The sequence below is a fragment of the Pseudomonas sp. PA15(2017) genome, assembly GCF_001945395.1.
In the GTDB taxonomy this organism is placed as follows: domain Bacteria; phylum Pseudomonadota; class Gammaproteobacteria; order Pseudomonadales; family Pseudomonadaceae; genus Aquipseudomonas.
The window spans coordinates 30,163-56,948 of record NZ_MSXV01000047.1 but is presented as its reverse complement, the minus strand read 5'-3'; the positions used below and the strand labels follow the sequence as shown (position 1 = coordinate 56,948).

At 64.5% G+C, this 26,786-nt stretch carries 22 protein-coding genes and 1 pseudogene; 14 read left to right on the top strand and 9 right to left on the bottom strand.

The window, feature by feature from the left end:
* A pseudogene (locus BVH03_RS25975) lies at positions 1-105 on the top strand (IS481 family transposase); the annotation flags it as partial.
* Positions 106-144: 39 nt separating this feature from the next.
* Here BVH03_RS25975 and rapA read toward each other — a convergent pair.
* A complete protein-coding gene (gene rapA / locus BVH03_RS15620; RefSeq protein ID WP_075962029.1) occupies positions 145-2,988 on the bottom strand; it encodes an RNA polymerase-associated protein RapA in 2,844 nt (947 codons plus the stop codon).
* Positions 2,989-3,163: 175 nt separating this feature from the next.
* On the opposite strand from rapA, the gene BVH03_RS15615 reads away from it, so the two are divergent.
* The 7 genes from BVH03_RS15615 to BVH03_RS15595 all read left to right on the top strand — a co-directional run bounded on the left by BVH03_RS15615 (position 3,164) and on the right by BVH03_RS15595 (position 8,264).
* Positions 3,164-3,460 (top strand): aspartate-semialdehyde dehydrogenase, encoded by a 297-nt coding sequence (locus BVH03_RS15615; RefSeq protein WP_075962028.1) that lies wholly within the window; start codon positions 3,164-3,166, stop codon positions 3,458-3,460.
* Positions 3,460-4,077, top strand: a complete 618-nt coding sequence (locus BVH03_RS15610) for an alpha-ketoglutarate-dependent dioxygenase AlkB (RefSeq protein WP_075962027.1) — start codon at positions 3,460-3,462, stop codon at positions 4,075-4,077. The genes BVH03_RS15615 and BVH03_RS15610 overlap by 1 nt, the downstream gene beginning before the upstream one ends.
* Positions 4,074-4,235, top strand: coding sequence for a hypothetical protein (locus BVH03_RS26385; RefSeq protein ID WP_168175630.1), 162 nt, complete (start codon positions 4,074-4,076; stop codon positions 4,233-4,235). Before BVH03_RS15610 ends, BVH03_RS26385 begins: the two co-directional genes overlap by 4 nt.
* A gap of 432 nt (positions 4,236-4,667) precedes the next feature.
* Positions 4,668-4,784: a cytochrome c oxidase subunit CcoM gene (gene ccoM, locus BVH03_RS27085; RefSeq protein WP_305883691.1), complete on the top strand. Its 117-nt coding sequence runs from the start codon at positions 4,668-4,670 to the stop codon at positions 4,782-4,784.
* Positions 4,785-4,987: 203 nt separating this feature from the next.
* Positions 4,988-6,973 carry an FUSC family protein gene (locus BVH03_RS15605; RefSeq protein WP_075962026.1) on the top strand — a complete coding sequence of 662 codons (1,986 nt, stop codon included), beginning with the start codon at positions 4,988-4,990 and terminating at the stop codon, positions 6,971-6,973.
* Positions 6,960-7,163 (top strand): DUF1656 domain-containing protein, encoded by a 204-nt coding sequence (locus tag BVH03_RS15600; RefSeq protein ID WP_075962025.1) that lies wholly within the window; start codon positions 6,960-6,962, stop codon positions 7,161-7,163. Before BVH03_RS15605 ends, BVH03_RS15600 begins: the two co-directional genes overlap by 14 nt.
* A gap of 249 nt (positions 7,164-7,412) precedes the next feature.
* Positions 7,413-8,264, top strand: a complete 852-nt coding sequence (locus BVH03_RS15595; RefSeq protein ID WP_075962024.1) for an efflux RND transporter periplasmic adaptor subunit — start codon at positions 7,413-7,415, stop codon at positions 8,262-8,264.
* 161 nt (positions 8,265-8,425) lie between these two features.
* Here BVH03_RS15595 and codA read toward each other — a convergent pair whose 3' ends face one another.
* From codA to BVH03_RS15560, 7 genes are all read right to left on the bottom strand, one after another.
* On the bottom strand, positions 8,426-9,661 hold the full coding sequence (codA, locus tag BVH03_RS15590; RefSeq protein WP_075962023.1) for a cytosine deaminase: 1,236 nt from the start codon (positions 9,659-9,661) through the stop codon (positions 8,426-8,428).
* Positions 9,658-10,899: a PucR family transcriptional regulator gene (locus BVH03_RS15585; protein ID WP_075962022.1), complete on the bottom strand. Its 1,242-nt coding sequence runs from the start codon at positions 10,897-10,899 to the stop codon at positions 9,658-9,660. Before BVH03_RS15585 ends, codA begins: the two co-directional genes overlap by 4 nt.
* Complete coding sequence (codB, locus tag BVH03_RS15580; RefSeq protein ID WP_075962021.1) at positions 10,896-12,167, bottom strand: cytosine permease; 1,272 nt, start codon at positions 12,165-12,167, stop codon at positions 10,896-10,898. Before codB ends, BVH03_RS15585 begins: the two co-directional genes overlap by 4 nt.
* Before the next feature lie 211 nt (positions 12,168-12,378).
* Positions 12,379-12,885: a DUF1993 family protein gene (locus tag BVH03_RS15575; RefSeq protein ID WP_075962020.1), complete on the bottom strand. Its 507-nt coding sequence runs from the start codon at positions 12,883-12,885 to the stop codon at positions 12,379-12,381.
* 211 nt (positions 12,886-13,096) lie between these two features.
* Positions 13,097-13,567 (bottom strand): MaoC family dehydratase, encoded by a 471-nt coding sequence (locus BVH03_RS15570; RefSeq protein ID WP_075962019.1) that lies wholly within the window; start codon positions 13,565-13,567, stop codon positions 13,097-13,099.
* A complete protein-coding gene (locus tag BVH03_RS15565; RefSeq protein ID WP_075962018.1) occupies positions 13,564-14,526 on the bottom strand; it encodes an alpha/beta hydrolase in 963 nt (320 codons plus the stop codon). The genes BVH03_RS15570 and BVH03_RS15565 overlap by 4 nt, the downstream gene beginning before the upstream one ends.
* A 245-nt stretch (positions 14,527-14,771) precedes the next feature.
* A complete protein-coding gene (locus BVH03_RS15560; protein ID WP_075962017.1) occupies positions 14,772-16,061 on the bottom strand; it encodes a class I SAM-dependent methyltransferase in 1,290 nt (429 codons plus the stop codon).
* A 308-nt stretch (positions 16,062-16,369) separates the two neighbouring features.
* Between BVH03_RS15560 and fadD2 the strand changes: the two genes are divergently transcribed.
* From fadD2 to BVH03_RS15530, 6 genes are all read left to right on the top strand, one after another.
* The gene (gene fadD2 / locus BVH03_RS15555) at positions 16,370-18,088 is read left to right on the top strand and encodes a long-chain-fatty-acid--CoA ligase FadD2 (RefSeq protein WP_075962016.1); all 1,719 of its coding nucleotides are present in this window, start codon (positions 16,370-16,372) and stop codon (positions 18,086-18,088) included.
* A gap of 474 nt (positions 18,089-18,562) precedes the next feature.
* Positions 18,563-20,251 (top strand): long-chain-fatty-acid--CoA ligase FadD1, encoded by a 1,689-nt coding sequence (fadD1, locus tag BVH03_RS15550; RefSeq protein ID WP_075962015.1) that lies wholly within the window; start codon positions 18,563-18,565, stop codon positions 20,249-20,251.
* 163 nt (positions 20,252-20,414) lie between these two features.
* The gene (locus tag BVH03_RS15545) at positions 20,415-21,323 is read left to right on the top strand and encodes a LysR family transcriptional regulator (RefSeq protein ID WP_075962014.1); all 909 of its coding nucleotides are present in this window, start codon (positions 20,415-20,417) and stop codon (positions 21,321-21,323) included.
* Between the two features lie 202 nt (positions 21,324-21,525).
* On the top strand, positions 21,526-23,013 hold the full coding sequence (locus BVH03_RS15540; protein WP_371915366.1) for an MFS transporter: 1,488 nt from the start codon (positions 21,526-21,528) through the stop codon (positions 23,011-23,013).
* Between the two features lie 16 nt (positions 23,014-23,029).
* Positions 23,030-24,088 (top strand): HlyD family secretion protein, encoded by a 1,059-nt coding sequence (locus tag BVH03_RS15535; RefSeq protein ID WP_177344915.1) that lies wholly within the window; start codon positions 23,030-23,032, stop codon positions 24,086-24,088.
* Between the two features lies 1 nt (position 24,089).
* Positions 24,090-25,526 carry an efflux transporter outer membrane subunit gene (locus BVH03_RS15530; protein ID WP_075962012.1) on the top strand — a complete coding sequence of 479 codons (1,437 nt, stop codon included), beginning with the start codon at positions 24,090-24,092 and terminating at the stop codon, positions 25,524-25,526.
* 203 nt (positions 25,527-25,729) lie between these two features.
* On the opposite strand, the gene BVH03_RS15525 is transcribed toward BVH03_RS15530, so the two are convergent.
* Positions 25,730-26,755 (bottom strand): UV damage endonuclease UvsE, encoded by a 1,026-nt coding sequence (locus BVH03_RS15525; protein WP_075962011.1) that lies wholly within the window; start codon positions 26,753-26,755, stop codon positions 25,730-25,732.
* Positions 26,756-26,786: the final 31 nt, after the last annotated feature.

The following is a 26,786-nucleotide window of genomic DNA, read 5'->3' as shown; positions in this document are numbered from 1 at the left end:
CTGCACCACTACAACTGGCACAGGCCGCACAGCAGTCTCAACTACAAACCACCAATCAGTCGGGCTCCATTGCCACTGAACAACGTACTGGGTTTACACAACTAGGCGTCCCCGCCCGCTCCCACAAGTAGCACGCGACTCGTCTCAACCCGCGACCAGTACCCGAATGGCTTCCAGGCGCAGAGCGGCCTTGTCGAGCATGGCCAGGCCCTGTTCGCGCTGCTCGCGCAAGGCATCCAATTCGCTGTCACGTACGCTCGGGTTGACCGCTTGCAGGGCAGTCAGGCGGGCCAATTCTTCGTCCAGCTCGGCAGCCAGGCGGCGCTTGGCTTCGGTGACGCGCTCGACATGGCGCGGCGAGATCTTGGCTTCGCCTGCGGCGATCTTCGGTGTCAGCGCATCACGCTGGGCCTGCACGAACTTGTTGGCGCTGGCGCGCGGCACGGCTTCGAGCTGGTCGTTGAGGGTATCGAAGGAGACCTTCGACGCCAGGTCGTTGCAATTGCCGTCGAGCAAGCAGCGCAATGCGGCAGGCGGCAGGTAGCGGCCTAGCTGCAACTTGCGTGGCGCCACCACTTCGCTGACGTACAGCAGCTCCAGCAGCACGGTACCGGGCTTGAGCGCCTTGTTCTTGATCAGCGCCACCGAGGTGTTGCCCATCGAGCCGGAGCGCACCAGGTCCATGCCGCCCTGCACCATGGGGTGTTCCCAGGTGAGGAACTGCATGTCTTCGCGGGACAGGGCCAGGTCGCGGTCGTAGGTGACGGTCACGCCTTCGTCGTTGCCGAGCGGGAAGCTGGCATCGAGCATCTTCTCGCTGGGGCGCAGGATCAGGGCATTGTCGGAATGGTCTTCACTGTCGATGCCGAAGGCGTCGAACAGTTGCTCCATGTACATCGGCAGGGCGAACTGGTCGTCTTGCTCGAGGATCGCCTCGACCAGCGCCTCGCCTTCACCGGCACCGCCCGAGTTGAGTTCCAGCAGGCGGTCGCGACCGGCGTGCAAATCGCCTTCCAGGCGCTTGCGCTCGGCGCTGGCTTCGTCGATCAGCGTCTGCCACTGGCCGTCGTCGGCGTTTTCCAGCATCGGCAGCAGGCGGCTGCCGAACTGGTGCTGCAGGGCATTGCCGGTCGGGCAAGTGGCCAGGAAGGCGTTCAGCGCCTGGTGGTACCACTGGAACAGACGCTCCTGGGGGCTGTTTTCCATGTACGGCACGTGCAGCTGGATCTTGTGCTTCTGGCCGATGCGGTCGAGACGGCCGATGCGCTGCTCGAGCAGGTCCGGGTGGGCCGGCAGGTCGAACAGCACCAGGTGATGGGCGAACTGGAAGTTGCGGCCTTCGGAGCCGATTTCCGAACAGATCAGCACCTGGGCGCCGAACTCTTCATCGGCAAAGTAGGCAGCGGCGCGGTCACGCTCGAGGATGCTCATGCCCTCGTGGAACACCGTGGCCGGGATACCGGAGCGCACGCGCAGGGCGTCTTCCAGGTCCATGGCGGTCTCGGCGTGGGCGCAGATCACCAGCACCTTGAATTTCTTGAGCATCTTCAGGGTGTCGATCAGCCACTCGACACGCGGGTCGAAGCGCCACCAGCGCTGGTCTTCCTCGATGTCGGCCTGGCCCTGATAGCTGACCTCCGGGTACAGCTCGGCGTGCTCGCCCAGCGGCAGCTCCATGTACTCGTCCGGGCTCGGCAGCGGGTAGGCGTGCAGCTCGCGCTCCGGGAAGCCTTGTACGGCGGCGCGGGTGTTGCGGAACAGCAGGCGACCGGTGCCGTGGCGGTCGAGCAGTTCGCGTACCAGGCGGGCGCGGGCGTCGGTGTCGCCACCGTCGGCGGCATCCAGCAAGGCGCGGCTGCCATCGCCGAGGAAGCTGCCGATGGCATCACGAGCCTGGGCGCTGAGCTGGCCCTGGTCGAGCAGTTCCTGCACCGCCTCGGCCACCGGTTTGTAGCTGGCGCTTTCGGCGCGGAAGGCTTGCAGGTCATGGAAGCGGTTCGGATCGAGCAGGCGCAGGCGCGCGAAGTGGCTGTCCTGGCCGAGCTGTTCGGGGGTGGCGGTAAGCAGCAGCACGCCGGGAATCACTTCGGCCAGTTGCTCGACCAGGCTGTACTCGCGGCTGGCCTTTTCCGGGTGCCAGACCAGGTGGTGGGCTTCGTCGACCACCATCAGGTCCCAGCCGGCGGCGAACAGTGCGTCCTGAGCCTTTTCGTCCTCGCACAGCCACTCCAGCGCGACCAGCGCCAGTTGCGCGTCTTCGAACGGGTTGCTGGCGTCGCTTTCGATGAAGCGCTCGGCGTCGAACAACGCCACTTCCAGGTTGAAGCGCCGGCGCATTTCCACCAGCCACTGGTGCTGCAGGTTTTCCGGCACTAGGATCAGCACGCGATTGGCGCGCCCCGAAAGCAGCTGGCGGTGGATCACCAGGCCGGCTTCGATGGTCTTGCCCAGGCCCACTTCGTCGGCCAGCAATACCCGAGGGGCGATACGGTCGGCCACTTCACGGGCGATGTGCAACTGGTGGGCGATGGGTTGGGCGCGTACACCGCCCAGGCCCCACAGCGAGGACTGCACCTGCTTGCTGGTGAACTCCAGAGTGCGGTAGCGCAGCGAGAACCACGGCAGCGGGTCGATCTGCCCGGCGAACAGGCGGTCGCTGGCGAGGCGGAACTGGATGAAGTTGGACAGCTGGGTTTCCGGCAGGGTGACGGCCTGGTTCTTGCCGTCGAGGCCGTGATAGACCAGCAGACCATCGACGTCGTCGACTTCGCGCACGGTCAGCTTCCAGCCTTCGAAGTGGGTAATCTCGTCGCCCGGCGAGAAGCGCACGCGCGTCAACGGCGCATTGCGGGCCGCATATTGGCGGGTTTCGCCGGTGGCAGGGTAGAGCACGGTGAGCATGCGGCCGTCCTGCATCAGGATGGTGCCCAAGCCCAGTTCCGCTTCGCTGTCGCTGATCCAGCGTTGCCCCGGTTGATACTCCGCCATGCTGCCTGTCTCCACCTGTGAAAAAGCCGGCTATGTTACCGCAGTGCCAGGCTTGACCAAAGGCGCATCACGCCTGTTTTGGCACTTACCGACACGCGTCCGGTCAGACAGTGTAGTAATGCAGCCATAAAGTCGCCCTCCGTATGGCCGATAAAGCTGCAAAGAGAGGTCATCCATGCTGCCGCCGATTCCTCACAGCCTGATTCCCGTTACCGCCCAGCAGGACGTGGTCAAGCCGCGCCCGGACATCGCGCCGGTGACGCCGACCGCCGAGGCGGCTCAGGAGGACGCGGTCGGGCTCGACAAGCGTCACCCCCAGGAAGTGGAAGAGCGCTTGCGCGAAGAGCAGCGCCGTCGGCAGCGACGTGGCTACTCGGCGGCCGAGCTGGCCGAGGGGGAGGTCGACGAGGCGGACGAACCGGCCATCGACCAGCTACCGCGCCAGGGCCTCTGGGTGGACGTGGAAGTTTGATGGACGGCGCTCAGGGTGGCTTGTTCGACGGTGGCGCGCTGCAACTTGCCGATGCCGAGCTTACCTATCAGCCCGACTGGCTCGCCGCCGCGACGGCCGATGACTGGCTGCGGCGGCTGGTCGAGGAGACGCCCTGGCAGCAACCTGAGGTGCTGCTGTTCGGCCGTCATCATCCGGTGCCGCGTCTGCTGGCCTGGTATGGCGACCGCGAAGCCAGGTACCGCTATTCCGGCATGACCCACCAGCCGCTGCCCTGGACGCCGCTGCTGACCGAGATCCGCCAGCGCCTGGTCGACAGCCTTGGCCAGCCGCTCAATGGTGTGCTGCTCAACTACTACCGTGATGGTCAGGACTCCATGGGCTGGCACAGCGACGACGAGCGCGAGCTGGGCGCCGAGCCGCTGGTGGCGTCACTGAGCCTGGGCGGCGAGCGGCGCTTCGACCTGCGCCGCAAGGGTGGCACGCGCATCGAGCATTCGCTGCAACTGGCCCATGGCTCGCTACTGGTCATGAGCGGCCAGACGCAGCATCATTGGCAGCATCAGGTGGCCAAGACGCGCAAGCCTTGTGCCCCCCGACTGAACCTGACGTTTCGTCTGATCCGGACGCCGCTATGAGCAATGATGTGAAACTGATCGACTTCGCCGCCGAGCGCGACAAGCGCATTCACGACCTGCGCGACAAGAAGCTCGAAGAGATGCGCAACGCCTTCGAGCAGGCCCTGCCGCTGCCCAAGGGCAAGAAAAAGTCCAAGAACAAGCCGAAGAAACGCTAAGAGCCTGTTCATAATCTTTAAGCCCAGGTTCGGCGATTTTGGCGGCTTAGTGGCGGTAGCGGTCATCGGCGCAGTACCTGTGGGAGCGGGCCATGCCCGCGATTTTTCGCGCGCATGGCGCGCTCCCACAGTGGATCGGCGAACGGCCGCTTCTGCCTTGTAGTTGCCTCTTCATGCTCGTGGCTAAAGCCTCTCCTACCCATGACGCGCTCTGCCCACCTGCCATTTCTGCTGTTTGCGCACTCATGAAAGATCGCGAACAGACGCCAACGCGGCTTCGCTGCGTATCCGTTTGCGCTGCCCCAGACCTGTCTGGTCGATGCAGGTCAGTCGCTGCCTTCGCCGTGCCTTGCCGTTGACCTGGGTCAATGGCGGGCGGCGTGTGGCTGTTAACGTAGCGCCATACCCGAGCAGCAGGTGCAAGGAGGCAGCATGTTCTTAGATGTGGTGGTTCTCGCCGGTATCGGCACCGTTGGACTGATGATTCTGTTTGGCGCCGGGTTCACCTATTTCATCTGGAAGGATGCGAACAAGAAAAGACCGCACTGAAATCCGGATTCACGAGCACGCAAGGCATTGGGGCGACTTCGGTCGCCCTTTTTTTCGTCGCGTAATCGAACCACGGAAATACGCTAGGGCCGCGACCCTCTGGACAGCATATACTTAGCTAGCTAATAATTTGACTTCTGCACGGAGGCGGAACCCTTTGGCTACGGCTATGTTCAGAGCTGAGACCCTTTTAGGTAACCACCGTGCGTGATTCCCTGCTGGCGTTCGTCGCGCCAAGCACCCAAGCCCTCCAGTTTGCGATCAAGACCCTGCTCGGCGGCGGTCTGGCGCTGTGGCTCGCCCTGCGTCTGGGCCTGGAGCAGCCGCAGTGGGCGCTGATGACCGCCTTTATCGTCGCCCAGCCGCTATCTGGCATGGTGGTGCAGAAGGGACTGGCGCGCTCGCTGGGCACCCTGGTCGGCACCTTCATGGCGGTGGTGATGATGGCGCTGTTCGCGCAGATGCCGCTGCTGTTCGTCCTGGCCTTCGCCCTGTGGCTGGGCCTGTGCACGGCTGCATCGACCATGTTGCGCAGCGCCTGGTCCTACGCCTTCGTGCTGGCCGGCTACACGGTGGCGATCATCGGCCTGCCGGCCATTGGCAAGCCTCAGGTGATCTTCGACGAAGCCATCGCCCGTTCCACGGAAATCTGCCTGGGAATCGTCTGCGCCACTTTGAGCAGCGCGCTGCTGTGGCCGCAGCGGGTCGAGCGCCAGTTGGCGCAGCAGGCCCGCGATGCCTGGCAGACCGGCCTCAAGGCCGCACGCCAGGCGTTGACCGGCGAGGAGGAGGCGCGCAAGGGCCTGCTCGAGGCGCTGTCGCGGATCGTCGCCGTGGACGCCCAGCGCGAGCATGCCTGGTTCGAGGGCGAGCGCGGTCGCCAGCGGGCCATCGCACTGCGCGTGCTCAGCCGCGACCTGCTGGGTGTGCTACGTCTGGCGCGTGGTGTGGCCCGCCAGTGGCGGCAATTGAGCAGCCTCGAGGCCGAGGCCGTGGCGCCCTGGCTGCAGGAGGTGGACGAGCGCCTGCAGGACGATGCCGAGGACAGACCCCAATTGATCGAGCGCCTGCGCCAGGCCGCCGCGGACGATGAACTCAATGCCGGTCAGCAGCTATGCCTGGAGCGCATGGCCGTGCTGCTGATGCGTATCGAGGACGCCAGCCGCGCACTGCAGGCGGTCGAACAGGGCAGGGCGCCGGCCGATGCGCCACGGGCGTTGTCCTGGCACTATGACTGGCAGAGCGCGCTGGTGTTCGGTTCACGCAGCGCCCTGGCGTTCCTGACCCTGGCGAGCTTCTGGCTGGCCACCGGCTGGACCCACGCCACCGGCGCCATGCTGCTGGCCTGCGTGGTGTGCAGCCTGTTCGCGCGACTGGAGGCGGCGCCGCAGATCGGCATGATGTTTTTACGCGGCATTCTCTACGCGCTGCCGGTGGCGTTCTTCGTCGGGCAAATCCTGATGCCGCAGATCGACGGTTTCGTGATGCTCTGCATGGTGCTCGGCGTGCCATTGTTCTTTGGCGTGCTGGGCATGGCCAAACCGGCGGTGGCCGCCACCTCGACGGCCTTCTGCCTGCACTTCATCGTGCTTTGCCTGCCCGCGCCGGGGGTTGGCTACAACGTCGAATTCTTCCTCAACGAGGCGCCGGGCATGCTTATGGGCGTGGCCGTGGCAGTCATGGCGTTTCGCGTGATCGTGCTGCGCAACCCGGTTTGGCATGGCCGGCGCCTGGTGCATGCCATGCTGGTCGACCTCGGCCGGCTGACGCGCCGCGACCTGGGCCGTGCGGAAAACTGGTTCGGCGGACGCATGGCCGACCGCCTGCTGCAGTTGGCGCGGCACTACCCGGCGCGCCCGGATCAGGCGCGCAGCCGTTGGGACGAAGGTGTCGCCGGGCTGGATCTGGGTGACGAGCTGCTGCACCTGCGCGCCTGCCTGGCCAAGGCCGACACCGGCCTGGCGCGTTCGCAGCGACATTTTCTGGAGCGCCTCGACGAGGCGCTGGAGCGCGGCCCGGCGCCGGGCCGCGAGGATGACCTGAACGCGCCGGTGGCCGAGTTGCAGCAAGCCCTACGCGCCTGTACGCCGAGCATCGACAAGCGCCTGGCCGAAGCGGCGCTGTTGCAGTTGCAGAACGGCTGGCGCCATTGGTGCCAGCTCAGAGGAGAGGCTAATGGGGTTACATGAGTGGTCGTTGGGCGGCGTGCTGCTGAGCCCCATGGCGGCCTACGCGGTATTGGCGTTGCTGCTTACTGGCCTAGTGCGCCTGGGGCTGCAGCGCGTTGGATTGGCACAGTGGATCTGGCATGAAGCGCTGTTCGACTGTGCCCTGTTCGTTTGCGTCCTGGCGGCGGTGATTGCCGTCCTGGCGACTTGAAAGCTTGCCAGCACCTGCTGCGCGTCGGCCCTGCTGCGTTAAAAACAGGGTCGGCAAGTCGCTTGCGGCTAACGCACTTCAGTGCGGCCCCGAAGGGGCGAGCGCAGCGAGTAATGCTCATTTACAAACTCGTAAACCCGCTTTCTCGCCTGCTTTGACCAGCCGGAGGCTGTTGCTGACCTAGCGCCTTGCATGGCTCTAGCTCGCGAGATGTTGAACAAGCTTTGCGGAGCTATTAAGGAGAGCGACATGCGTTCGACCATTCGTGTCGGCATCACCCTGGCCATGGTGGCGGTGGCGGTTCTCGCCGGCTCGTGGATCTGGCAGTACTACATGTATTCGCCCTGGACACGGGATGCCCGGGTGCGCGCCGACGTGGTGACCATCGCACCGGACGTGTCCGGCTGGGTGCTCGACCTCAAGGTGCGCGACAATCAGCAGGTCAAGGCTGGCGACCTGTTGATGACCATCGACCGTGACCGCTACCAGGCCGCAGTGGAAAAGGCCCAGGCCGTGGTCGACATCCGCAAGCAGCAACTCAGCCTGCGCGAGCACGAGGCGTCCCGCCGTGCGCGCCTGGGTAGCCAGGCGATCAGCGCCGAGCTGCGCGAGAACGCACAGATCAACGCCGAGATGGCCCGCAGCGAGTTCCGTGAGGCCCAGGCCGATCTGCGTATCGCCCAGCTCAATCTGGAGCGCAGTGAAGTGCGCGCGCCGCGTGACGGCCAGATCACCAACCTGAGGCTGGCTCAGGGCAACTACGTGACGGCCGGGCAGGCGGTGATGGCTTTGGTGGATACCGGCTCGTTCTACGTGCAGGCGTACTTCGAGGAAACCAAACTGCCACGCATTCAGGTCGGTGCGCCGGTGGACATCTGGTTGATGGGCGGCGAACAGGAAATCCGTGGCGAAGTGGAAGGCATCAGCCGCGGTATCACCGACCGCAACGCCAGCCCGGACGGCCAGTTGCTGGCCAACGTCGAACCGACCTTCAACTGGGTGCGCCTGGCTCAGCGTATCCCGGTACGCATCAAGCTCGATGGCATGCCGGAGAACGTGCAATTGAGCGCCGGCATGACCGCCAGCGTGCGGGTGGAGTAAGGCGCTTTGCTAGTTTGTGGGAGGGGCCTTGGCCCCGACACATTCATGACGTATCGGGGCTAAAGCCCCTCCCACGGCTCCGTAGCCCGGGTCGAGCGTAGCGACCCCCGGGACATTCCCGGGAATCGCTACGCTCAACGCCATGTACGGGCGGTAGTTGATCAACCGCGCTGCACGCTCGCCGGGGTGCGGCGCATCAGTATTTCCCCATGACGTACCGAGACCAGGGCATGGCCCTGGGTGCGGATCATCTCGTAATCGTCGGGCGCCGAGAGAATCAGCAGGTTGGCCGGGCGGCCGACTTCCAGACCATAGCGCTCACCCAGGTGCAGGGTGCGGGCGCTGTTGTCGGTGATCAGGTCAAGGCTGCGCTTGAGGTCTTCGTAGCCGAGCATGTGGCAGATATGCAGGCCGGCTTCGAGGATGCGCAGGATGTTGCCATTGCCCAGCGGGTACCAGGGGTCGACGATGGAGTCCTGGCCGAAGCAGACGTTCATGCCGGCGCGGTCGATCTCGGCTACGCGGGTCAGGCCGCGACGTTTCGGGTAGCTGTCGAAGCGCCCCTGCAGGTGGATGCTTTCCGTCGGGCACGAGACGAAGTTGATCCCTGACATCTTCAGCAGGCGAAACAGCTTCGAACAGTAGGCGTTGTCGTAGGAGCCCATGGCCACCGTATGGCTGGCGGTGACCCGCGCGCCCATGCCGCGTATCCGGGCTTCTTCGGCCAGCACTTCGAGAAAGCGCGACTGCGGGTCGTCGGTCTCGTCGCAGTGCACGTCAACCAAACAGCCGGTGCGCTCGGCCAGATCCATCAGAAACTTGATCGAGCTGACACCCTGGTCGCGGGTGTTCTCGAAATGCGGGATGCCGCCCACCACGTCGGCGCCCAGTGCCACTGCCTGCTCCATCAGCGCGCGGCCCCCCGCGTAGGACTCGATACCCTCCTGGGGGAAGGCGACGATCTGCAGGTCGATCAGGTGGCGGGTTTCCTCGCGTACCTCGATCATCGCCTTGAGGGCGGCCAGGGTCGGGTCGGTGACGTCGACGTGGGTGCGCACGTGCTGGATACCATGGTCGACCAGCATGTCGATGGTCTTCTTGGCGCGGGTCTTGGTGTCTTCATGGGTGACCAGCGCCTTGCGCTCGGCCCAGCGCTCGATGCCCTCGAACAGCGTGCCGCTCATGTTCCAGGCCGGCTCGCCGGCAGTCAGCGTGGCGTCGAGGTGAATGTGCGGCTCGATGAAAGGCGCGACCACCAGATTACTGGCAGCGTCGAGATCGCCCGCGGCGGCGCTGACCACCACCGGCTGCTCGCTGATGGCGGCAATCTGCGAGCCGTCCAATGCGATGTGGAAAAGACCTTCGCGGCCACGCAGGCGGGCGTTGACGATGTTCATGGGGTACTCCTTGGCAGGCTATGAGACGACAGGCGACGGATCAGCAGGGCGATGCTGATGTTCAGCCGGTCGTGAGGGTCATCGAACGAGCAGCCGGTCAGCGCCTCGATACGTTGTACACGGTAGCTCAGGGTATTGCGGTGTACGCCCAGGCGTTGCGCAGCCAGGGCCAGGTTGGCGTTCTCGAAGAACCAGGCCTCGAGGGTCGGCATCAGCACCGGCTCGTGACGTGAATCATCACCGATCAGCGGGCCCAGGGTGCGCTCGACGAAGCGCTCGAGCAGGCTGCGGTCGCGGATCGCGGCGAGCAGTTCGATCACCCCCAGCTCGTTGAAGCTGCACAGCCCCAGGCGTTCTGGAAAGGCCTGGGCGGCGACCAGCGCCTGGCGGGCCTGGCCGAGCGCCCGGGCGAACTGTTCGGGATGGTGATTGCCGCTGCTCAGGCCGAGAAACAGGCGCTGCGGTTGCAGGCGCTCGTCAAGCTCGCCGAGCAGGTCCATCAATGCCCGGCGGTTGCGTTGCTCGTCCTGGCTGCCGGTGCAGGGCAGCAGGGCGATCCAGTGTTCGCCCTGGCTGATCAAAGGCAGCGCTGCGCCCAACTGCTGCAGGGCTTGTTCGAGGCGCTGCTGCAGGCACTGGCGGTTGTCGCGTAGCAGGCGTTCGCCACTGGCCGCTGCCTCGCCGTCGAACAGCTGCTCGCTGTTCTGCAGGCGCAGCAGGGCGACCTGGCGCGGCACGTTCAGCGGCAGGTCGAGGCCGGCAGCACGTTGCAGCAGCACGTCGAGAGACTGGTAATCGCCTTCCAGCAGTTGCTCCAACACGTGCTGGCGCGAGCTGCCGAGCATCTGCTGCTGCACCAGCGCGGTGCCGATGGCCTGGGTGACGACCACCATCTTCAGCCCGTAGGGTTGCTCCAGCAGCGGCAGGCCCAGGCGCTCGGCCTCGGCGATCACCGTCGGTGGAATCGTCTGGATGTATTCGGCGCCGGTAAGAATCACCAGCCCGGCGGTGGCCCGTTCGACCGCCTGGCGTACCAGGAGCAGCAGGTTGGCTTCGTCGCGCGGGTGGTTGATGCCGGTGACGAACACCAGCTCGCCGCCCATCACCCAGGCGGCGATGTCCTCGTTCTCGGCCACGTAGGGCCAGCGCACCGGGTTACCCAGCGCTGCCTGGCCAGCGCGCAGGCGCAGCTCATGCAGGCCGGGCAGGGCCAGCACATCGGCGACGCTCAGGCTCATGCGCGGGCGACCTGGCCACGGGCGGCGAAGACTTTCTTCATTTCAAACAGGGCGATGTAGGCGGCAGCGGCGACGGCGATGCCTACCAGCGGCGCGATCCAGGGCGAGAAGTAGGCGCACAGCGAGCCTACGCCGTAAGCGCCGAGGCCGACCCAGTTGAAGGCAGGGATGCGCGCCTCGGCGAGCAGCGGGTAGCGGCTCTTATGAGCGTAGAAATAGTCGGCCATGATCACCCCACCAATCGGCGGAATGACCGAGCCGAGCAGGATCAGGAACGGAATCAGCAGCTCGTACATACCGCCGATGGCCAGCAGTGTGCCGATGCCGGCGCCGACCACGGTCACCGTCTTGCGCCGGCCGGTGCGCAGCAGGTTGCAGCCGGCGGCGGCGAAGTTGTAGATGGTGTTGTCCTGGGTCGTCCACAGGTTGAGGAACAGCATCACCACCGCGGCCATGGACAGGCCCTGCAGCACCAGTACTTCGACGATGTCCGGCTGCTGGTAGACGATGGCGCCGTATGCCCCGGCGACGATCATCAGGCCGTTGCCGAGAAAGAAACCGACCATGCTGGCGATCACCGCGATACGCCCGGTGCGGGCGAAGCGCGTCCAGTTGGTGGCTTGGGTGGCGCCGCTGACGAAGGTGCCGAAGACCATGGTGATGGCCACGCTCAGGGTCATGCTCTGGGTCGGCTCGATGGCCATCAGCGTGCTCAGGCCGCCGATGTCGTCGGTGGCGATCCACAGCGAGCAGACCAGCAGGGCGAGCATGGCCGGCACGGAAATTCGCGACAGGATGTCCAGGCCCTTGTAGCCGATGAACGCGGTGATGCAGAAGGCGAAGCCGAACAGCACCATCAGGGGGGTGGTCAGGCCTTGCGGCAGGCCGAGGATCTTCACCAGCACGATGGCCACTGTGGCGGTGCCCCAGGCGTACCAGCCGATCTGGGTGAAACCGAGCAGCACGTCGGAGAGTTTGCTGCCGGCTTCGCCAAAGCAGAAGCGGCCCATCAACACCGAATTGAGGCCGCTGCGACAGGCGATCAGGCCGAGGATCGCGGCATAGGCACCGAGCAGCAGGTTGCCGATCACCGCGGCCCAGATCAGCGTGCTGAAGTCGAAGGCCATGCCGATCTTGCCGCCGGCGAACATGGTGGCGGTGAAGAAGGTGAAGGAGAACAGCATGATCGACGTGGAGAACAATCCCTTGCGGGCGCCGGCCGGCACTTCGCTCAAAGGGTAATCGCTGTCACTGGTGGGATGGGTCATGGCCTGGCTCCACAGGGTGGGGGAAGCCATGGCTATAGCAGGCGACGTGCCAACCGATGGTTTGGGTGACGCGTACAGTGTCGATTGTGCGAAGTGCACAATCAGGCGCGGATTTTAAGCGAATAGATGCGATTTTTTGTGAGTTGTCACCATGGATGACCTGTCTTGGTGCGCTGCCGGGCGGGCACGCACCAAGAGGTCACGAACGTTCTCAGCGGGTGCCGAGAAAGTCGCGCTTACCCAGCTCTACACCGTTGTGGCGCAGGATGGCGTAGGTGGTGGTGATGTGGAAGTACAGGTTGGGCAGCACGTGATCGAGCAGGAACGCCTGGCCCTGGAAGTGGGTTTCCTTGTCACGGCGCTTGAGCGTCACGGTGCGGTCTTCGCTGCCGTCGAGCTGGTTGGCACTGATGCCCTGAACGAATTCCAGGGTCTTGGCGATACGTGCCTGCAGCTCGGCGAAGCTGGTTTCGTCATCGGCATGGCTCGGCGCCTCGAGCCCAGCCAGCAGGGCTGCACCGGCCTTGACGGTGTCACAGGCGATCTGCACCTGACGGCTGAGCGGGAACATATCCGGCGCCAGACGCGAGGCGAGCAGCACGCTCTGCTCGATCTTGCGGGCCTCGGCGTTGGCGGCTGCGATGCCGAGGATGGTCGACAGGTTGGTCAGCTGGCGAGTGAACACCGGGATGGAAATGGAATGCATGGACAGAGGCATGGAGGCTCCAGAAAGCAGTAAACCTTAGGGTATGAAACGAACAGGCGATTGAAAAACGTAGGCGAGGCCGCCAGCGCAACACCGATGGCGGCCCCGCAAAAACAGGCGAGAAAGCGACCGGGGTCGCGATCGACTGTACGAGTAGTACATGAGCATTTTGAGCCTGTTTTTAACCCAGTGATGGCAACGCAGGTAGTTTTTCATCAGCCTGTCAGCCGATGCTGATCGGCGGCAGGGTTGCCAGCTCGACGGTAACGGCTTTGCGTGGCGCGATGATTTCAGCTTCGCCGTCGACCACCAGTTCGTCGTGCTGGTTGAACACGCGAGTGGCGATGCGCACACGAAATTTCGGCAGTTTCTCGAGGATTTCCAGGCGTACGGTCAGGGTGTCGCCCAGCTTCACGGGTTTCTGGAAGCTCATCTGCTGGCCCACGTAGATGGTGCCGGGGCCGGGCAGGGTGCAGGCCACGGCCGCACTGATCAGCGCGCCGCTGAACATGCCATGGGCGATGCGCTCCTTGAACATGGTGGCGGCGGCGTATTCGGCATCCAGATGCACCGGGTTGTGGTCACCGGAAACCGCGGCGAACAACAGGATGTCGCGTTCTTCCACGGTTTTGCTGTAGTTGGCTGTCTGGCCGACTTCGAGGGCTTCGTAAGGCGTGTTGCTGCTTTGCGTCATAGGTCAGGTTCCTGAGGGTTTGATGGTCGCTGCCGGGGCTCTGCGAGCGTCTGTTCCAGCCAGTCGATCAGGTCGCGGGTGACCTCGTCACGGTTGGTTTCGTTGAGCAGTTCGTGGCGGGCCTGTGAATAGCGTTTCAATAGGGTGCGGCTGTGTCCTGCCTGCTTCAAGGCATCGGCCAGGCGTTGCAGACCGCCGCCTCGGCTGACCGGATCCTGGTCGCCACCGACGATCAGGATCGGCAACTGCGGGGCGATCTGTTTCAACGAAGCGAGCGGCGTGGTGTGCTGCAAGCCTTCCAGCAGGTCGAGCCATAGCCCGTTGGTGCAGCGAAAACCGCACAGAGGGTCGGCAATGTAGCGGTCGACCTCCGCCTTGTCACGGCTGAGCCAGTCGAACGGTGTGCGCGCCGGCGCGAAGGTCTTGTTGAACGCACCGAACGACAGCCAGTCGATCAGCGCGCTGCGCCCGCTCGCGCCCTGGCGCCAACGCTCGAAGCGGGCGACCAGCGCGGCGGCGCGGTAGGTGCCCAACGTGCCGTAATTGGAACCACTGAGAATGGCACCTTGCACGCTGCTGCTGTGGTGCATCAGGTAGGCGGTAGCGATGAAGCTGCCCATGCTGTGGCCGAGCAGGACGATTGGCGTCTGCGGCCGCTGGTGGCGGATGTGATGGTTGAGCGTGGAGAGGTCGCCGACCACATGGTTCCAGCCGTTCTCGTCGGCGAAGTGGCCAAGCTGGCCGTGCTGAGTGGTCTGCCCGTGACCGCGCAGGTCAAGGGCGTAGAGTTCGAAGCCGGCGGCAGCCAGCGCCTTGCCAAAACGTGCATAGCGGCCGCTGTGTTCGGCCATGCCGTGGGCGAGCATGACGACCGCTTTGGGTTCCTTGTCGGGTGACCAGCAATTGACGAAAAACGGTGAGGCGTCATTGCCATTGAGCCACAGACTGTCGTGCTGCATGGCGAGATCCTTGGGCTGAGCCAATGCACCATTGTAGAAGCAGGTCCAGGGCTTTTGCAGCCTGCCATCAGTGCCGCCGCGCAGGGTCGGCCCTGATGGGCGTAACTCTCTGTTCGTTCTCGCCTGGTCACATTGATCGTCCGGCGGTGCTTTCTGCTCGCCAGTCAGCCCAGGCCCGGCTGGCGCATGAAGACCTGAGGCCGGAATCAAGGTCCGCCGCCTAGGTTCCGAGTCGATGAGGCGCATCAGGACGACGCTTGCGGTTTGGTCGCGACGATCCAGATTTCCTTCCAGTTCTCCACGATCTCCCCGTTGGCAGCCTTGTGGTTTCTGTCATTGTCGACATGGCAATCATCAGGCCCCATCTCGAAGCCTGCATCGTGCAAAAGCGAGCGAACGGTGGCCTCCGAGTCGAAGTGGAGCTTGGGCTTGTTCTGCTTGTTCCAGGAGTGGCCGGTCTCGAAAAACGAGGCGCTCAAATGGCCGCCCGGTTTGAGAATCCGGAAGCTTTCGCGCAGGTCGGCCTTCAGGTCCTCCCCGTGAATGAAAGGCAGCACGCGTTGCGCATTGATCAGATCAATCGAGTCGTTCTCGAAGGCCGCTCCTCGCAGCGTGTCGGTGATGGTTCGTAACCGAGGCCCTGCCTCGGCAGCTAGCGCGCCTTTCATCACGGGATCGGGATCGACCGCGTCTACGCGACAGTTTTTCCCGGCAAGATAACGGGTGTCGCGGCCGCCGCCCGCCCCCAAATCCACAGCCACCCTGGGCTGTGATTGAGCGAAATACTGTTCCCCGACACGGTTGGTGAAGAAGTTCATGCCAGGGCTGGGTGTTGTGACGTGCCGCGTCGCTTGAGCAACGCTTGCAGGCGGGCGGCTGGTGGCCGTGGGCGAATTGGTCGAGGTCGGCATGGAGCGCATTGGCTGATCGTTCGATAGTTCGACCTTGCCCGCGAAGCAGCATAGAAGTGAACTGATCAGGTGCGTGCGCTTGCTCGTATCATCGCTGTTCTGCCGTGCCGAGGTCGTCGCCGGTAGGGCATTCGCCAATGGGGAAGATGCCCTTTGCCTGGCTGCCGCCACCGGCTCGAAGCCCGCATTGCAATAAAGGTTCTTACTTTCCAGGTCGGTGATCTGCAGCCGTGCCAGCGAGGGGGATGACGTGCCTTGGGAGGTATATAGCTCACAGGACACGCGAAGTTTCGGCGGTAGATCCCGGGCCGGAGCGTCAGTGGGAAACAGATCCTTCATCGCTACGGTGCGAGCGTGTGAGCCTGGAGGCGAGTCGCCTTGAGTCTCTCGACGAAAGGTCTCGGGGCTGGCTCGTAGTACCGCATCAAGCAGCTCCTTTTGTGCGCCGGACAGACTGGTATTGAGTTGGCCAAGGCCGACGATCATGTCACCGATACGGATGAGTTCCGGCAGCGAGGCGGCCCTGCCTTGAACGGCACTACTCGGGGCGGCGGATGCGGTATTGGAGTCGGCTTGAAGCTGTGAAAACTGTGCGGGTCTTGAGGTCGGCGCAACAGGTTGCATGGGGCTGTCCTCGCGGGGTGGCCGGGGCGGCTGGCGACTGGAGCGATGAGACGCAGGGGCGGCGCGCTCTGCTGACGGCAGGCGTTCAAAGAGTCGGACGCCTGCAAGCGGGTTGAGTGGCGTGCATTGGCCAGTCGGTTCCCGTGCGCCCGGCGTCGAGCCTCAGCTATCCGGTCTGTCATGGGCGTTGCCACGTCATACGCACGTGCTGAAATTCACGGTATTGATTGTGGCTTTGCCAGGCCGTGGCCGGCTGTTAAGTTCGTCTGGTGGTATCACGCATCTTCGGAAAACAAGGGATTACAACAATGCAGCCCGATTTCTGGAACGATAAACGCGCCCCCGGCGTGGTCAACGACATCGACATGGACGCCTATCAGTCGGTGGTCGAGGTGTTCGAACACTCCTGCAAGACCTTCGCCGACCGCCCCGCGTTCAGCAATCTGGGCAAGACGCTCACCTATGGCGAGCTGGACAGCTTGTCCGCGGCCTTCGCCGCCTACCTGCAGCAGCGTACCGACCTCAAGCCCGGCGACCGCATCGCCGTGCAGATGCCCAACGTGCTGCAGTATCCGGTCGCCGTGTTCGGCGCACTGCGCGCCGGGCTGATCGTGGTCAACACCAACCCGCTGTACACCGCCCGCGAGATGCGCCATCAGTTCAAGGATGCCGGCGTGCGTGCCCTGGTGTACCTGAACATGTTCGGCAAGCTGGTGCAGGAGGTGCTGCCCGACAGCGAGATCGAGTACCTGATCGAGGCGCGTATGGGTGACCTGCTGCCCACCTTCAAGGGCTGGCTGGTCAACACCGTGGTCGACAAGGTCAAGAAGATGGTGCCCACCTACCATCTGCCCCAGGCGCTGTCGTTCAAGCAGGTACTGGCCGACGGTGCGCGGCTCGACGTGCGGCCGGTCAACGCATCGCAAGGCGACATCGCCGTGCTGCAGTACACCGGCGGCACTACCGGCGTGGCCAAGGGCACCATGCTCACCCACGCCAATCTGATCGCCAACATGTTGCAGGCCAATGCCTGCATGCTGCAGCACGGCCCCGATGGCACGCCGCTGATGAAGCGCGGCCACGAGGTGATGATCGCGCCGCTGCCGCTGTACCACATCTACGCCTTCACCATGAATTGCATGTGCATGATGGTCTACGGCAACCATAACGTGCTGATCACCAACCCGCGGGACATTCCCGGTTTCGTCAAGGAGCTGGGCAAGTGGGAGTTTTCCGCACTGCTGGGCCTCAACACGCTGTTCGTGGCGCTGATGGATCACTCGGATTTCGCCAAGCTCGACTTCAGCCACCTCAAGGTCACCAACTCGGGTGGCACGGCGCTGGTCAAGGCCACCGCCGAGCGCTGGAAGCAACTGACCGGCTGTACCGTGGTGGAGGGCTACGGCCTGACCGAAACCTCGCCGATCGCCAGTGCCAACCCCAGTGGCGACCTGGCGCGCCTGGGCACCGTCGGCATTCCGGTGCCGAGCACGGCATTCAAGGTCATCGATGATGACGGCAATGAACTGCCGCTGGGTGAGCGGGGCGAGCTGTGCATCAAGGGCCCGCAGGTGATGAAGGGCTACTGGAATCGCCCGGAAGCCACCGCCGAGGTGTTGGATGCCGAGGGCTGGTTCAAATCCGGCGATATCGCGGTGATCGATGAGGAGGGCTTCGTGCGCATCGTCGACCGCAAGAAGGACATGATCATCGTCTCCGGCTTCAACGTGTACCCCAACGAGATCGAGGACGTGGTGATGGCCCACAGCAAGGTGGCCAGTTGCGCCGCCATTGGCGTGCCGGACGAGAAATCCGGGGAGGCGGTCAAGCTGTTCGTGGTCAAGCGCGACGACAGCCTCACCGCCGAGGAGCTCAAGGCCTACTGCAAGGAAAACTTCACCGCCTACAAGGTGCCCCGGCAGATCGTGTTCAGGGCGTCGCTGCCCATGACCAACGTCGGCAAGATCCTGCGCCGCGAGCTGCGCGACGAAGCGTTGAAGGCGACTGAGACCCAGCCCGTGACGTGAATCGGCGACAAGGGCGCTGCATCACGCCTTTGGACGTGCGGGTATTTGCAATTACCGTCTGACGTACTGCTCTCATGCAGTACGTCATGACGGGTATGGCAGCATGCTCTTGCCGAGCGCAGTTCCCGTGTCGCTTCGCTCGATCGCTTATCGGCGTCGCCAGGCGCCGGCCCCTATCACCTTCTCCAATTGCCAATCCGGCCCGGCAAAAAAGACCGCAGGCGTCTATCATGGGCATTGCCTGCCGATTGGCAAATCGATGTCAGCCGGTTTAACACGCAAACTGTCTTGTGACTAATTGTGTAAATATGGTCACTTTCAATACCGGCGGGCCTTTTATGGCTCTGGTCGGTATCCGGCAACTCTGCTAATCTCGGCCCGCTTTGCGCTCCACAGGGGCGAACAGCCAGGCATACATACAACAAACAACCGCCTCGGCGGTGACGACAAGCTGTTGCTTAGGAGTGGGTGTCCATGACCGAAAACTTCTGGACGGACAAATATCCCGAGGGGGTCGCGGCCGAGATCGATCCCGACCAGTACCCCAACGTTCAGGCGGTGCTGAAGCAGTCCTGCCAGCGTTATGCCGACAAGCCCGCTTTCACCAATCTGGGCAAGACGATTACCTACGGCCAGCTGTACGAGCTGTCCGGTCACTTCGCTGCTTACCTGCAGCAGCACACCGATCTCAAGCCCGGCGACCGCATCGCCGTGCAACTGCCCAACGTTCTGCAATACCCGGTGGCAGTGTTCGGCGCCATGCGCGCCGGCCTGGTGGTTGTCAACACCAACCCGCTGTACACCGCACGGGAAATGGAACACCAGTTCAACGACTCCGGCGCCAAGGCGCTGGTGTGCCTGGCCAACATGGCGCACCTGGCCGAGCAGGTGGTGCCCAAGACCGGCGTGAAAACGGTGATCGTCACCAAAGTCGGCGACATGCTGCCGCCGCTCAAGCGCCTGCTGGTCAACGCCGTGGTCAAGTACGTGAAGAAGATGGTGCCGGCCTACAACCTGCCGGGCTCCGTCAAGTTCACCGATGCCCTGAGCCAGGGCCGTGGCAAGGCGGTCAGCGAGGCCAGCCCCACATCCCAGGACGTGGCTGTGCTGCAATACACCGGTGGCACCACGGGCGTGGCCAAGGGCGCCATGCTCACGCACCGCAACCTGATCGCCAACATGCTGCAGTGCCGCGAGCTGATGGGCTCGAACCTGGGTGAGGGCTGCGAGATCATCGTCGCGCCGCTGCCGCTGTACCACATCTACGCTTTCACCTTTCACTGCATGGCGATGATGCACTGCGGCAACCACAACATCCTGATCACCAACCCGCGCGACCTGCCGACCATGGTCAAGGACCTGGCCAAATTCCAGTTCAGCGGTTTCGTTGGTCTCAACACGCTGTTCGTGGCGCTGAGCAACAACGAAGGGTTCCAGAAGCTCGACTTCTCCAAGCTCAAGGTCACCCTGTCCGGCGGCATGGCGCTGCAGCAGGCGGCCGCCGAGCGCTGGAAGCAGGTCACCGGCTGCGCTATCTGCGAAGGTTACGGCTTGACCGAAACCAGCCCGGTAGCGTCGGTCAACCCGGTCACCTGCAACCAGATGGGCACCATCGGCATTCCCGCACCGTCGACCCAGTTCAAGGTCATCGACGATCAGGGCAACGACCTGGCCATGGGCGAAACCGGCGAGCTGTGTATCAAGGGCCCGCAAGTGATGAAGGGTTACTGGCAGCGCCAGGAGGCCACCGACGAAGTGATCGATGCCAGCGGCTGGTTCAAGACCGGCGATATCGGCATCATCCAGCCCGACGGCTACATCCGCATCGTCGACCGCAAGAAGGACATGATTCTGGTGTCCGGCTTCAACGTCTACCCGAACGAGCTGGAAGAAGTGCTGGTGACCCTGCCGGGCGTGCTGCAGTGCGCGGCCATCGGCGTGCCGGACGAGCGCTCGGGCGAGTCGATCAAGGTGTTCGTGGTGGTCAAGCCAGGCATGACCCTGACCAAGGAACAGGTCATGCAGCACATGCACGACAACCTCACCGGCTATAAACGACCCAAGCAGGTCGAGTTCCGCGAGAGCCTGCCGACCACCAACGTTGGCAAGATCCTGCGCCGCGAGCTGCGCGACGAAGAGCTCAAGAAGCTCGGCAAGAAGTAATCGCCGTCACGTTGCATAAGAAGGCCCTGCATTGCAGGGCCTTTTGCATTGTGCACCTTCCAAGCCAAGCGGCGAGCGCAGCGATACCCAGGGCTTTTTACTCCCGAGCGATATGCCTAGAATTGCACGTCCTGCACTGATCAGCTCCGAAGGCGTGCCTGCAATGCAATTACCCGATCTCAATCTGCTGGTCGCCCTCGATGTGTTGCTGGAGGAGGGCAGTGTGGTCGGCGCCGCGCGGCGCATGCACCTTAGCCCGCCAGCCATGAGCCGCACCCTGACGCGCATCCGCGAAGCGGTGGGCGATCCGATTCTGGTGCGTGCCGGCCGTGGCCTGGTGCCGACGCCACGGGCCCTGGAGCTACGTGAGCAGGTGCGCGACCTGGTCGAGCAGGCCAGCGGTGTGTTCCGTTCTCAGGACGTGGAGCTGACCAGCCTCGATCGGGCGTTCAATATCCGCACCAACGATATCTTCATGGTCTGTTATGGCGGCCGGCTGGTCGAACTGGTCCGCGAGCAGGCGCCCAACGTGATGCTGCGCTTCGTGCCGGAAATCGACGGCGACGACGACGCCATGCGCGCCGGGCGCATCGACCTGGCCATCGGCGCGTCGCTGCAACTGCCGCCGGAAATCAAGCATCAGGGCCTGTTCATGAGCCGCTTCGTGGGCCTGGCGCGGGCCGATCATCCGATCTTCGACGAGATGATCAACGCCGAGCGCTTCGCCGCCTTCGACCAGATCAGCGTGTCGCGCCGTGGTCTGGCTCGCGGGCCTATCGACAAGGTGCTCGAGCAGCAGGGCCTGGCGCGCCGCGTGGTTACCGTGTCGCCAAGCTTCTTCTCCGCCGTGCTGGCGCTGCGCGATTCGGACCTGATCCTGCCGATGCCCAATCCGGTGGTCGCCGTGTGCAACCAGCTTGGCCTGGCCTTGCGCAGCTTCGAGATCCCCTTGCCGCTGTCGCCGGTGCGCGTCCATCAGTCCTGGCACCCACGTTTCGACAACGACTCGGCCCATCGCTGGCTGAGGGGGTTGATCAAGCGCTGCTGCGAGGAGAATGCGCTGGGCGTTTGATAGCTGCGTTACACGCAATCATTGATTAGAAACATTGCAATTTTAGGTAATGGTCGTTTTGCCTAGACTGCTGGGCCAAACACGTTACTGGATATTTCTGCATGCCTGGCTCTCTCCATGCGGGCGGGTGCGCATCGTCATGAACGCACCTGCGCTCGCTTCCGCGCCCCTTGCCGTGCCTCCCAGCCCTCAAGCCGCGCCAATGCAGGTTGCGCCGCTCGGGTTGCGCATCGTCGTCGGCCTGCTCGGTGTGCTGCTGGCCGTGCTGGTTTCGGGCTTCAACGAGAACGTCACCAAGATCGCTCTGGTCGATATCCGCGGCGCCATGGGCATTGGCCATGACGAGGGCAGCTGGCTGCTGGCGCTGTACATGGCTGCCTCGGTCAGCGCCATGGCGTTCGCACCGTGGTTCGCGGTAACCCTGTCGATCCGCCGTTTCACCCTGTGCGCGATCGGCGCCTTCATGGTGCTCGGCCTGCTGTCGCCGCTGGCGCCCAATGAGCGTGTGCTGATGCTGTTGCGCGCGCTGCAGGGGCTGGCCGGCGGGGCGCTGCCGCCGATGCTGATGAGCGTGGCGCTGCGTTTTCTGCCGGCCAACATCAAGCTCTATGGCCTTGCGGCCTATGCGCTGACGGCGACCTTCGGTCCCAGCATGGGCACCCCGCTGGCTGCTTTCTGGGTGGAATACGCTGGCTGGCAGTGGGCGTTCTGGCAGATCATCCCCGGCAGCCTGCTGGCCATGGCCGCTGTGGCCTGGGGCCTGCCACAGGACCCGCTGCGCCTGGAGCGCTTCGCCCAGTTCGACTGGCGCGGTCTGCTGCTTGGCCTGCCGGCGATCAACCTGCTGGTCATCGGCCTGCTGCAGGGCGAGCGCCTGAACTGGCTGCACTCACCATTGATCGTCAGCCTGCTCGGCGGCGGCTGCCTGTTGCTGGTGCTGTTTCTGCTCAACGAATGGCGCCACCCGCTGCCGTTCTTCAAGCTGCAACTGCTCAAGTCGCGCAACCTCGCCTTCGCCCTGTTCACCCTGGCCGGGGTGTTGCTGGTGCTGTTGGCTGCGGGCCTGATTCCATCGTCCTACCTGGCCCAGGTGCAGGGCTATCGACCACTGCAAAGCGCACCGATGCTGCTTTGGGTGGCCGTGCCGCAACTGCTCGCACTGCCCTGGGTGGCGGCGCTGTGCAACCTGCGCCAGGTCGATTGCCGCTACGTGCTGGCCGCCGGGCTGGCAATGATGGGGCTGGCCTGCGTGCTCGGCTCGCAGCTGACCTCGGCGTGGATTCGTGACGACTTCCTGTTGATCCAGCTGCTGCAGATCTTTGGCCAACCGATGTCGGTGCTGCCGTTGCTGATGCTCTCCACCGGCAGTATCCAACCGATCCAGGGGCCGTTCGCCTCGGCCTGGTTCAATACCGTCAAGGGTCTGGCCGCCGTGGTGGCAACCGCGGTTCTGGATCTGCTGACCACCGCGCGGCTGCACCTGCACTCCAACAACCTGGTCGACCGCCTCGGCAACCAGCCGCTGTTGCCTGACGGCGCCGCGAGTCACCTGGCCAGCCGCCTGCATCAGCAGGCCCTGGTGCTGACCTACGCCGACCTCTACCTGTGCGTGGCGCTGGTCGCCTTCGCGCTGATCCTGATCATTCCTTTCGTGCCCACGCGCATCTATCCGCCGCGTGCCGCCCACTGAACCGATGGACACCACCATGAATACCCTGCGCAAACCCGCTCTGCTGATCGGCCTGGCCGTCGCCGGCCTGCTGGCCTGGGGCGCCTGGCAACTGCTGTTCGCCGAGCACTACCAGCAAAGCACCAACGACGCCTTCATCAGTGCTGATTTCACTCTGGTGGCGCCGAAGATCGCCGGCTTCGTCAGCGAGGTGCTGGTCGAGGACAACCAGCGCGTCAAGACCGGGCAACTGCTGGCGCGCATCGACGACCGCGATTACCGTGCCGCGCTGGATGTGGCCAAGGCCGGCGTGGCCAGCGCCGAGGCGCAGCGCGTGAATGCCGAGGCCAGCGTGCAGCGCCAGCAGTCGGTGATCGACCAGGCAGCCGCCACGGTCAAGGCCGATCAGGCCGAAGTGCGTTTCGCCGAGCACGAACTGCAGCGCTACAAACACCTGGCCGGGCAGGGCGCCGGTACCCTGCAGAATGCCCAGCAGGCGCAGAGCCGTTTCGCTACCGCCCTGGCGCGCCAGCAGCAGAACCAGGCAGCACTGGCCGCTACTCGGCAGCAGACGGCGATCCTCATCGCCCAGCGCGATGCGGCCGCCGCGACGGTCGAGCGGGCCGCCGCCGAGTTGCAGCGCGCCGAGCTGGATCTGTCGTACACCGAACTGCGTGCGCCCATGGACGGCATGGTCGGTCGCCGCGCCCTGCGCGTCGGTGCCTACGTCAGCCCCGGCAACGAGCTACTGGCGGTGGTGCCGCTGGAGCAGGCCTTCGTGGTCGCCAACTTCCAGGAAACCCAGCTCAACCGCGTGCGCCCGGGCCAGCCGGTAAGCATCAGCGTCGACAGCTACCCTGACCTGCAACTGCGTGGCCACGTCGAGAGCCTGGCGCCGGCCACTGGGGTTACCTTCGCCGCCGTGGCACCAGACAACGCCACCGGCAACTTCACCAAGGTGGTACAGCGCATCCCGGTGAAGATCGTGCTCGATGCCGACCAGCCGGTGGTGGGTTATCTGCGCGTCGGCATGTCGGTGGAGGCGAGCATCGACACCCACCAACTCGACGATCGGCAGCTGGCGCAGGCGCACTGACATGAAGCGATTTCATCGACTGACGCTGCTCGGCCTGAGCGTGGCCCTGAGCGCCTGCACCCTGGGCCCGGATTTTCGCAGCCCCGATGCCCACCTGCCCGATACCTGGGCCCTGCAGCAAGGCCCGGTACGCAGCCAGCCCGAGGCGGCCAGCGTGCCGGCGCGCTGGTGGGAAAGCTTCGCCGATGGGCAACTCTCGGCTTTGCTGCAGCGCGCCGTGGCCGGCAACTTCGACCTGCAACTGGCCGCCAGCCGCGTGCAGCAAAGCCGCGCCGTGCGCCTGAGCAGCGGCGCCGCCCAGGTGCCGAGCCTGAATGGCGGGGCCGGTTACAGCCGTGCGCGTAACAGCGAGGTAGGTCTCAACGACCCGTCCGGCAACGCCGGCAAGGACGATTACGACCTCTGGCAGGCCGGCCTGGGCGCCAGTTGGGAGTTGGACCTGTGGGGCCGCGTGCGCCGGGAAGTGGAGGCTGCCGATGCGCAGCTGGGCGGCAGCCAGGCCCTGCGCGATGGTGTGGCGTTGTCGGTGCTGGCAGAAACCGCCAGCGACTACATCCAGCTGCGCGGCGCCCAGCAGCTGCGGCTGATCACCGAGCAGAACCTGCAGATCGCCCAGCGCAGCCTGGCCCTCAACCAGACCCGCCTGGACGATGGCGTGGTCACCCACCTGGAGGTCGCCGAGGCAGCCTCCCGCGTGGCGTCACTGGAAGCCCGTCTGGAGCCGCTGCGCCTGCGCGAACGGCGGCTGGGCAACGCCCTGGCACTGCTGCTCGGCCAGGCGCCCGGCAGCCTGCAGGCGGAACTGCGCGAGCCGGCCGACATCCCCCAGGGGCCGCCTCGTGTGCCGGTCGGCCTGCCCAGCGAACTGGCCAGTCGCCGCCCGGACATCCGCCAGGCCGAAGCCCAGCTGCACGCGGCCACCGCCAGCATCGGCGTGGCCCAGGCGGACTTCTACCCGCGCATCACCCTGTCCGGCGATCTCGGTTTGCAAGCGTTGCAGCTCAGCGAGCTGGACGGCTGGTCCGCCCACCGCTTCGCCATCGGCCCGGCGATCAGCGTGCCGCTGTTCGATGGCGGGCGCCGGCGCGGCACCCTGCAATTGCGTGAGGCGCAGCAGCAGGAGGCGGCCATCGCCTACCAACGCACCGTGCTCGGCGCCTGGCACGAAGTGGACGACGCCATGGCCGCCTATCAAGCCCAGCAGCGCCGTCATGATCGCCTGGGCGAGGCGGTCGAGCAGAGCCGCGTGGCGCTCGACAACGCCGAGCTGCAATACCAGCAAGGCACGGTGGATTACCTCAACGTGCTGAGCGTGCAGCAGGCTCTGCTGAGCAACGAGGAAGCGTTACTGGATAGCCGCCAGGCGACCGCGCTGGCGCTGGTCGGCCTGTACCGTGCGCTGGGCGGCGGCTGGGAACAACAAGGCAACGGTGCATGAGCGGCCGTAGGCCGGCTCGAGCGAGGCGATACTCAGGGCGATCGTCTTGGCAACTGAATCGATCCGACCGCACCGGATAAGCCGCTGCCTACCAGTGGGAGCCCCGACCCGGGGCGAATGGCCGGCGCACCTCGCTGTCGAGGTTGCCCGGCCATGCGTTGCTGCTCCCATGGGTCGTAAGCAATGCGACGCCGATCGACGCCTCAGGCATTTTTCAGATAACGCTCGTAGAACTCCACGGTCGCCACGTTCTTGTCCTTGGACTCGAACATGATGTCGAAGCGGTCCTGGAACTGCAGCACGTAGCGGTTCGTCCACTCGTTCCACATGCGTGCGCTGTGGCCATACAGCTCACGTTTGGGTACGACCTTCAGCACCTCGGGCATTTCCAGCTTCTGCTCGGCACTCAGCCCCAGCTCCTGCAAACGCTCCTGGGGTTGCGAGAGGTGCATGGTCGGGCGTACGCCGCGCCAACTGTCGATGATCCGCGTCACGCGTTCGCTGTGCGGGTCGATGTAGTCGTCCTCGTGGATCCAGCAGTGGTGCACGTCGAGCACCACGGGAGCGAGGTCGGCCAGTGCCAGGCAGGCATCGACGCCGTAGGTCTTCTCGTCGTTTTCGAAGGTAATGCACTGCCGTGCTTCATGGGATAGCCGCGGCCACACCGCGCGGACGCCATCACCGCCCAGCTTGCCGGCGATATGCAGGTTGCACTTGAAGTCCTGGAAGGTGCGGCCGTAGCCCATCATACGGATCATGTCGGCGTGGTATTCGAACTCGGCGAGGCTGTTCTCCACCACGTCGGGGCGGTCCGAGCCCAGCACGCAGTACTGGCCCGGGTGCATGGACAGGCGAATGTCGGCCGCGCGGGCCATTTCGCCAATCGCCGCGAAGCCCTCGAGCAGACGCTGCTGCATCTCGGGGCGCTGGTAGAACGCGGCGACTTTCGGGTGGCTGTAGAACGGCAGCAAATCGCTGCTCAGGCGCAGCATTTGCAGCGGCTCGGGCAGGGTGACCACATAGGCGAGCAACCGTAACTGGGCCAGCAGGTTGTGCTCGACGATCTCCGTGAGCCTCTCATGGGCCACGCCCGGCGCAACGCTGTCCATCCAGCGCAGGGTAGTGGTGCGCGGGTTGAAGGCCGCCTCGATGGTTTTCAGCTCGCCGGCCGAAAGGTTGCGGTCGGGGTGGCGGTACTGGCAGGCGAAGCCAATGCGGGGTGTGGACATGGGCAAGTCTCGGAATCAATGGTGCAGGGAA